Annotated in this window: 6 protein-coding genes and 1 pseudogene; 2 read left to right on the top strand and 5 right to left on the bottom strand. The window is 38.1% G+C overall.

From position 1 onward, the window contains the following. Nucleotides 1-222: pseudogene (locus LQ203_RS26985) on the top strand (DsbA family protein); the annotation flags it as partial. 1,184 nt (nucleotides 223-1,406) lie between these two features. On the opposite strand, the gene pepF reads toward LQ203_RS26985, so the two are convergent. The 5 genes from pepF to spxA form a co-directional block, all read right to left on the bottom strand. Then, entirely contained in the window at nucleotides 1,407-3,224 is a 1,818-nt protein-coding gene (pepF, locus tag LQ203_RS26980; protein WP_230162971.1) for an oligoendopeptidase F, read from the bottom strand. Between the two features lie 187 nt (nucleotides 3,225-3,411). After that, on the bottom strand, nucleotides 3,412-4,623 hold the full coding sequence (locus LQ203_RS26975; RefSeq protein ID WP_230162969.1) for a competence protein CoiA family protein: 1,212 nt from the start codon (nucleotides 4,621-4,623) through the stop codon (nucleotides 3,412-3,414). Between the two features lie 99 nt (nucleotides 4,624-4,722). Continuing rightward, on the bottom strand, nucleotides 4,723-6,231 hold the full coding sequence (gene cls / locus LQ203_RS26970) for a cardiolipin synthase (RefSeq protein ID WP_230162967.1): 1,509 nt from the start codon (nucleotides 6,229-6,231) through the stop codon (nucleotides 4,723-4,725). A gap of 114 nt (nucleotides 6,232-6,345) precedes the next feature. Continuing rightward, nucleotides 6,346-7,014, bottom strand: a complete 669-nt coding sequence (mecA, locus tag LQ203_RS26965; RefSeq protein WP_230162965.1) for an adaptor protein MecA — start codon at nucleotides 7,012-7,014, stop codon at nucleotides 6,346-6,348. Nucleotides 7,015-7,504: 490 nt separating this feature from the next. After that, a complete protein-coding gene (gene spxA / locus LQ203_RS26960; protein ID WP_034314502.1) occupies nucleotides 7,505-7,900 on the bottom strand; it encodes a transcriptional regulator SpxA in 396 nt (131 codons plus the stop codon). Nucleotides 7,901-8,498: 598 nt separating this feature from the next. On the opposite strand from spxA, the gene LQ203_RS26955 reads away from it, so the two are divergent. Next, on the top strand, nucleotides 8,499-8,749 hold a 251-nt coding region (locus tag LQ203_RS26955; protein ID WP_230155323.1), incomplete at its 3' end, for a transposase.

Genomic DNA, 8,749 nt, shown 5'->3' with positions numbered 1-8,749 from the left:
GAAGATATGCTGAATGGACTTCCCGCCCCTGCAAAACCACCCTCCCTAGAAGAGTTTTTAAGCTGTTTCAAACTAGTGGCCACTAAGGAAATCGAAACGGTTTACAATATGACCAAGAATAACGTCGAGTTGGAAATGAAGAAACTTGTTTTAAAACAGGTGGCAGAGAAAATTCCAGCAAAATACGGGACGTTTTGGAGATATACAAAGAACCAGTCATGAAAATGACTGCTTTCAGACTGTAGACAAACTCGTTGGAAATCGAGTTGAACTGCCTCGCAAATGTTAGACACCAAACTAACATTTACGGGGTGTTTTTTTATGGCTTTTGCAATTTGAACGTTGATTGTAACGTAGGAAACTTGCTTTTCGCCGACTGTCCACCTTCGGCTTACGCCTGCGGGGTCTCCCCTAGACAGGCTTTTCCCTCAGGAGACACGCACACCAATTCCAATCAACTTTGTTATAAATTTAGATAAAACCTCTTTTACCTACAGTCTTTTTTATTTAAACTTCTTTTATATTAAAAGGGAAAAACCATGCAAATCAAACGATTGCATGGTTTTTTATATGAAATAAGGGGATGGGAGAAACTTTTCACGATCAAACAAAGGGGTATAAGTTTGTTTGTGATTAACTTCACAATTAATAATATAACAGTAACCATTTTATGTTTCAACTATATGTGCAACTTTTCACAAATTGTTCACAAAATAATTTTTTCATCTTGCATTTATCTTGGCAACACTAGCAAACCCGATTTCTTTTCGATTTGGATCCAGATGATTTTCGGTAAAAAATGGATACGTTAATTTGTGAAAATCTTCACAATTCTATTCGATGGATCATCTAAATATTTTTTCATCTTTTGCTGCATTCAGCCTCATTTTATACCGTTTGCCTATCATCCAAAGAAAAAACCCCGGCAAATCGCGAAATTTGCTGAGGTTTTTATCAATTTATACGAACAAAGGGGATGGGAGAAATTTCACGACGATCAAACAAAGGGGTATATGTTTGGGATGTGATAACTTCTATATCTGTACTATAGCAGATTACACACATTAATTGCAAGAACTTTGTGCTTCATTTCACATTATTGTCATATTCTTAGAATACTGCTTATTCTAGCACATAAAATCTAATAAAGAAGCTTTTATCTATTATCACTTAACAGGTTGGAGGTGACCAAATTGAAAGCCATTATTTTACTCATACTCTTGTTAGGGTCGCTATTCGTCCAGCTACTCGGAATCATGCAACTCATTCCCCTGTACTTTACCTCCCCTATTTTATTTTTCGTTTTCTTCATTATTCTTAACAGTTTAAATCAAAGAAATCGCTTTAAAGGATTATAGTGGACCTCCCAAAAAAGGACCCGAAGCTTTTCGGGTCTCTTTCACATCCTATTTATTCAAAAGTTCTTCCAACTCATTTAATTTTTCCTCGAATACATTCATTGCTTCTTGTACAGGCTCTGCTTTTGTCATATCGACGCCTGCCCTTTTGAGTACTTCAATCGGATAATCGGAACTTCCTGATTTCAAGAACTCCAGATACCTTTTGACAGCAGGCTCTCCTTCTTCAAGGATTTGCTTGCTTAATGCTGTAGCTGCACTGATTCCAGTCGCATATTGATAAACGTAGTAATTATAGTAGAAATGTGGAATACGAGCCCATTCCAATCCGATTTCCTCATCAATGGTCACACTTTCGCCAAAGTATTTTTTATTCAGCTCATAATATTCCTTCGTCAGCATATCAGCTGTCAATGCTTCCCCACTTTGAGCTTTTAAATGAATGGTATGCTCAAATTCCGCAAACATCGTTTGGCGGAACAATGTTCCACGGAAACCTTCTAAATAATGATTTAATAAATAGATCCGTTTCTTTTCATCTTCAATCGTATTTAATAAATAATCATTCAATAAGTTTTCATTACAGGTCGATGCAACTTCCGCTACAAATATCGAGTAATTCCCATATGGGTATGGCTGATATTTACGCGTATAGTAGCTATGGACCGAATGCCCAAATTCATGCACTAGCGTGAATAAGTTATTGACGTTATTCTGCCAGTTCATTAAAATATAAGGATTCGTCCCGTATGTACCGGAAGAATAGGCACCGCTTCGTTTCCCTTTGTTTTCATGTACATCGACCCAACGATTTTCAAATCCTTCTTTTAAAACATTCAAATAGTCCTCCCCGAGCGGAGCAAGACCCTTAAGGACATAATCCTTCGCCTCTTCATATGTTACTTCCATCTTCACTTCCTTCACAAGCGGGGTGAATAAATCATACATATGAAGTTCATCTAATTCGAGTACTTTCTTACGTAATTCAAGATAACGGTGCAGTAACGGCAAATTGTCATTAACCGTTTTAACGAGATTATCGTATACGCTCTCAGGAATGTTATTGTTACTTAAAGCAGCTTGGCGTGCTGAATCATATTTACGAACTGTCGCATTGAAATTATGATTCTTCACCTCACCTGATAGGGTGGAAGCAAATGTATTGCGGAACTCTCCATACTTGCTGTATACCCCTTTAAAAGCGTCCTCACGTACACGGCGATCTTCACTTTCAAGAAAACGGATATACCTTCCATGAGTTATTTCCACTTCATTTCCCTCTTCATCCTTGATGGTCGGGAATTTCAAATCGGCATTGTTTAGCATTCCGAACGTATTGCCTGATGCATCGAGCACTTCTGATGCTTGTGCCAATAATTCTTCCTGCTCAGCAGATAAGATATGAGGCCTCTGAAGACTGATCTCCTCTAATGAATGTTTATATAAACTCAATTCTTCTTTTTCTTCCAAAAACCCTTCAACTTTGCTTTCATCAATACTCAACAGTTCCGGAACCATATAAGAAAACGCCGCTGCTGCCTGGGCGTATAAAGCTTTCGCCCGATCTTCCATCCCTTGATAAAAAGGATTGGTTGTATCTTGGTCATTGCGCATATGTGAATAAGAATAAACTTTCCCTAGATTCTCAAATACTTCATCTTGTAGTTGGAGGGCCGCAAATAACTTTTCTGCGCTTTCACCCAACGTCCCTTTATGTGCCTCCGCTTTCTTGAGATCTTCTTTTACTGCTTTAAAGGCAGCTTCCCAATCTTCTTCTGTCGCGAAGATATCTTCCAGTCTCCAAGTATCTTCAGCAGCTATTTCACTTCTTGAGGGTAAAGTATTCACTTTTGTTTCCTGTGCCATAAAATATTCCTCTCCATTCCATAGAAAACTCGCCAGTCAGCTACTCATCGTTAAACCGGATTGAATGCTGCAATCTTCATACGGCGTTCATGCTTTATTAGTTTGTAAATCCTCGTTCTTATTACTATTTCTCCATTGACAAAAATAATCCTGCCAATTCATCTGAATTCAAGATGAACCTGAGATGTTAATCCTGATTATACTGGATGTTCCCCTTTTCTATCGTTGTCTTATGCTCATTATAGAAAATTCTTTCCATCATTTGTCCTTCATCACTGTTGGAGGGTAGAGATAAACGTTTTTCAACTTTAAATACCTCCTCCTCCGCCTTTGATATGCAGCCCATATCCTCTAAAAGCTGGATATATTGCCCTACAGGATACACCATCGGCTTTTCATGAAGCAAAGGCAACGACCTAAGCTTTATTTCCCCATTTTTTGTCCGCTTCTTAAAAAAACGGATTATATCATCCATAGAAATCTTTTCCCCAGGTTTTTTCTCTTGAAACACATCCATGTAAATCCACGCTTGCCATTCTATCGTGGGAGTCTCGATTAAAAGCATCCCTCTGACTGGTACCCCTATTTCGATGGGTATTGTCGGAGGTGTAATATGATGTAAATAAAGCCCTTTTAAAAAAGGGTCGCTTCTACGTGCAGCTTTCACACGGTGGAGGCACCAGACCTTTCGTTTATATCTCCAAAAAGGCAAAAAAGGGAAACAGGAGCTTTTTTTGGGGGTTAATCGGCTAGGGTTGAGGATTGTTAAAGAAGCGGTTGTCAATTCGGCAAAGACGACTCTAGGGGAAAAAGGTGTGAGGTTCTTCAAAACGGATAATCGATCAGTTTCCGGACAATACATCCATAGAAACGGATGATGGCAACTGCCGGTGACAAAGAGCCATTGAAAGCCGGATAATCGGAATTCATGCATACTTTTCCTTTTTAAGCTTTTGGCAGCAAGGATCCAAATCGGCTTGATGCCTACGCTTTGATAGGCTCTTGTCCGTTCAATGAATTCATTCTCCGGGATAACTGAGCATTGAAATTCTACCGCAAAGCGATATCCTCCTATCGTAACTAAGATATCTGCCCTTTTCTTTATTTGGGGCAGGTAAGCCTCTAGATCGACTTGATAATCGTGTGATAAAAACCACTGATACAATTTTCTTTTTCCCATTAAATGATAAGCGGATTCCGGTTCTGAAGAAGCACGGCACGAAGAATTACTTTTATGGGCAAAATGCGGGATTCTGACATTCCCAGCTTTGATGGACATTTCCGTCTTGCAACAAGGGCAGTAATAATTCTCTGACTTTCTCCATTTTGCAAGCACGTTTGCCGGCATCTTTTCAGGTAGGGTAATCCAAGTCCCATCTTTCTTTATCGCAGTTAGCATACATCTCCTCCTCAACCAATACATTCGTTTGTACCGCTATGAATCCCTTTTAATTCGCAAAAAAAAATGCCTTATCGGCAAATAGTAGAGTTTGTACAATTAAAGAAGGGGTGAAAGTAATCGGCAAGTGGATTCCAGTACTTTCAAACCGATATTACGCTTGGAAAATGCATCAATCTCCACTTCTTGGGATACCTTTATATCTTCCAAAAAATCATTCACCAGCTGTTGGGTACTTTCCGTCCGGTAGAGAAAGGCATTGACTTCGAAATTCAAATGAAAGCTTCTCATATCCATATTGGTTGTCCCAATTGAAGCCAGTTGGTCATCAACGATGATGATCTTGCTATGCATGAAGCCTTCATTATATTGGAAAATACGAACTCCTGAAGCGAGCATTTCAGGAAAATAGGTTCTCGAAGCATGGAATACAATACGCTTATCGGGGTTCTTGGGAACGAGCAGTCTGACATCCAAACCACTTAAAGCCGCCACCTTCAATGCCTGAAAGATATCGTCATCAGGAACGAAGTAGGGAGAGGCAATCCAGACAGACTTTTCAGCTGAAGTAATCATCTTAAAAAAAATGTTCTTAATGATCGTCCACTCACTATCCGGGCCGCCACCAATCAATTGAACTCCGCCATGCTCATGATGAAGCTGGCTGCCAGTCAAGAGATACTCATCCGTTAAAAAGCTATGATTGGTGCTATAATACCAATCCTGCAAAAATATGAGCTGTAAAGTCCTGACTGCTTCCCCTTTTACGATAAGGTGTGTATCACGCCAAGAACCGAATTTCGGATCATGTCCCAAGTATTCATCTCCAATATTGAGGCCTCCCATGAAACCGATAGAGCCGTCTATCACAATTATTTTCCGATGGTTACGAAAGTTGAATTTATTATTTATTAACGGGAGATGCAACGGACCAAAGACGACCATTTCAACCCCAGCATTCTTCAGTTCATGGATATAGGTGCGGGCCAACTTCCATGAACCAACCGCATCATAGAGAAAACGGATTTCTACCCCTTCTCTTGCTTTTTGTATCAGGACATCCTTTAACACACCGCCGATCCGGTCATCCCTAACGATATAGTACTCTAAATGGATATGATGTTTGGCTTTTTTTATTTCTTCGATGATATTGACAAATGTCTCGTTACCATTTTTCAAAATTCGGGTTTCGGTTGTAAATGAAATTGGACTATTCCCTAGCCTGTTTGCAAGAGAGAATAGCTGCTGTGAGTTCTCGTCCATCTCCTTCATCCGATCATTATGTTCCGCTTCGCCGCTCATTTTCACGAATCTTTGCTTATCCAAAAAGTACTTCTTGCGAAATATCCTTTCTTTCCGGAAATTGCGGCCAAACAAAAAGTAAAATATGAAACCGATGAAAGGGAAAGCACAAAAAACAACAAGCCACGTTATGGTTTGGATGGGATCTCGATTTTCCAGGAAAATCACAAACCCAGTTATCGCCAAGAAAAGGGTCAATATAAGGCTGGAATAAAACATTAGCCCGCCATTGACTTCATTTGTAATAAAATACCAAGGACTGACCAACAAGAGAATAAGCAGACTGATGCCAACTATATTCTTCACCTAGACTACCTCCAATTTACAACACAGGGAGACAGGAAAAAAACTCCCTGCCTAAGGTAAACATATTCATTCTAGGACGAAAAGGCCGATTTCTACTGAAATCGGCCCCAACAGTTAAGCGAAATATTTATCGACCGTCGCGAATACATCATTTTCTATAACTATTTTTCCGTACTCTTCAAGCATGTGCACCGTTATCGGTGACTCCTGACTATATTCCAATAAAAGACTTAGAACATTATCGATTTCTTCCTCGTCAATTTCCGCTTCGGAAAATTCGATATAAAGATAATACTTATTTTGATAAACATAAAGCTTTGTCGTCCAGTCATCCAAGCCATGACGCTTGCTTAATGAAATGACATCTTCAAAATCCTCGAAACTCGTAATGAACTCAATCATACCATCTTCGAATGTCATACCGCTTTCTTCATCCTTACCATGAAAATGTTGATCAAGAAGAGTATCCATCTTATCTGATACATTCAAATCCTTTAACTTATCATCCGAAAGAGGCAGCTCGAGTTTCTGACCATCTTTGGCAAGCTGAGCTTTTGTGACCAAAACTTCCAAGCCTTTTTCAAGAGCTTGAACCTGAATCCATAAAGGTCCTTCAATCATGAATTCTTCTTCTTGGTGCACTTCATCCATCATTTCCCAAAAAAGTTCCTCACTTCTCTCACGACTGTACCAAATCTCTTCGCGATCGAAGCCTCTTTCCTCAATATCTATATAGGAAATATAAAATTTAACTGTATCGTCATTAATGCGTTCGATTTCCATGATTCCCCTCTCCCTTCCTTTCTCATTTTGAAGGGATAATAACCCCCAAGCGAAAATTGCTCTTAAAAGCTCTTTACCCGTAAGTGAATACTGTAAATCATGTTAGTCATTAAAACAGACTATTTTACATCATTTTATGACAAAACCTTGAAGAAGGGAAATAAAAAACGTTACTTATCTAAAAAACAATTGTTTGCCTAATATTCCATTCATTCTATAAAAAAATTCATCCGCATGCAACTATCACAGTGCTTTCTTTACATTAATCGAACTACCGTTTATGCCTTATTATATACACAGCATGATGTATTACATTCTTCTTTTATCTTTTAATGATGCTGACTATAGGATATTCCCGGAAATCCCACACATCAGCTGTTGCCTATGAAATCGGACATGGTCCGGATTTTAAAGTTTCCATCAGGCGAAAAAGCGGTTATGTATAAAGAAAAAGCTCTGCACAATTCCTGGCAGAGCTTGAAAGACCTTATTAGTTGACCATACGTTGTGCTTCTCGTAACTGGAAAGTACGAACTTTACGTGGTAAAAAGCGTCTTATCTCATCTTCGTTATAACCCACTTGAAGCCGTTTCTCGTCAAGGATAATTGGACGTCTCAACAGACCTGGATTTTCCTTGATCAATTTATATAATTCTTGAAGAGGCAGGCTCTCTAAATTTACGTTTAACTTTTGGAAAGTTTTTGACCGTGTTGAAATGATTTCATCGGTGCCATCTTCTGTCATTCGAAGAATTTCTTTAATCTCATCAATTGTTAACGGTTCTGAAAAAATATTTCTTTCTTTATATCCAATCTCATGTTCCTCTAACCATGCTTTTGCTTTTCTGCATGAAGTACAACTAGGTGATGTATATAATGTTACCATGTTTACTCACACTCCCTAAATATAGAATCGGTGATCTATGAGGGGAAATCTACTATTAGTATTCATAAGTACCACTCTAATTTGAAATAATTTTAATTAAGTATTTCATATTCCTTATTATACACTAATTTATTTAAAATGAATACCCTTTTTGAAATTTGAAAAAATCCTTTAAAACTTCTTGTTTAGCCTGTACTATAGCTATTTCATTTTTTTATGTAATACATTAAAACCACTTTTTCTAATTGAAAATACCTAGCTACAATTCTCATTTAACTCTCAATTCGGCCCTCATATTATTTTTATTAGTTCGTTACTTTTATTTACCCCCCATTCCTTGTCAATAAACAAGATCATGTAAATATATTTTCTTTAACAAAATGCAAATTCCTTCTTTTACAAGAAAAACCATTCTTTTAGCACATATAATCCCAAAAGTAAAAGTGGTAATTGGAGAGAATCGTTAATAAGTGGAACAATCTACCTTGCAAGAATTTAAAGATATTCATTCGCCTAAAAAAATGCACAAAAAGGGCCGGAGAAACTGAACTGCACCCCAATTGTTAGACAACATCTAACAATTGGAGGTGCAGTTTTTTTGACTAAATATACGATAGACGAAAAATTACATGCAGTTTTAGAGTACTTAGAAGGGAAAAAATCCTATAAATCCATTGCACAAGAAAGAAATGTAGGTTTATCCCCTCTGAAAAGATGGGTCGCTCGCTATCTAAAACATGGGATGGAAGGACTTGCTTCATCCTATACAAATTACACTCTGCCCTTTAAACTAGAGGTACTTAAATATATGAACGAATATGGGGCATCAATCAACGAGACCGCTGTACA

It is taken from the genome of Peribacillus sp. Bi96 (assembly GCF_918698115.1).
GTDB lineage: Bacteria > Bacillota > Bacilli > Bacillales > DSM-1321 > Peribacillus.
The sequence above is the reverse complement of the archived record's forward strand: the minus strand, read 5'-3'. Positions and strand labels throughout refer to the sequence as shown.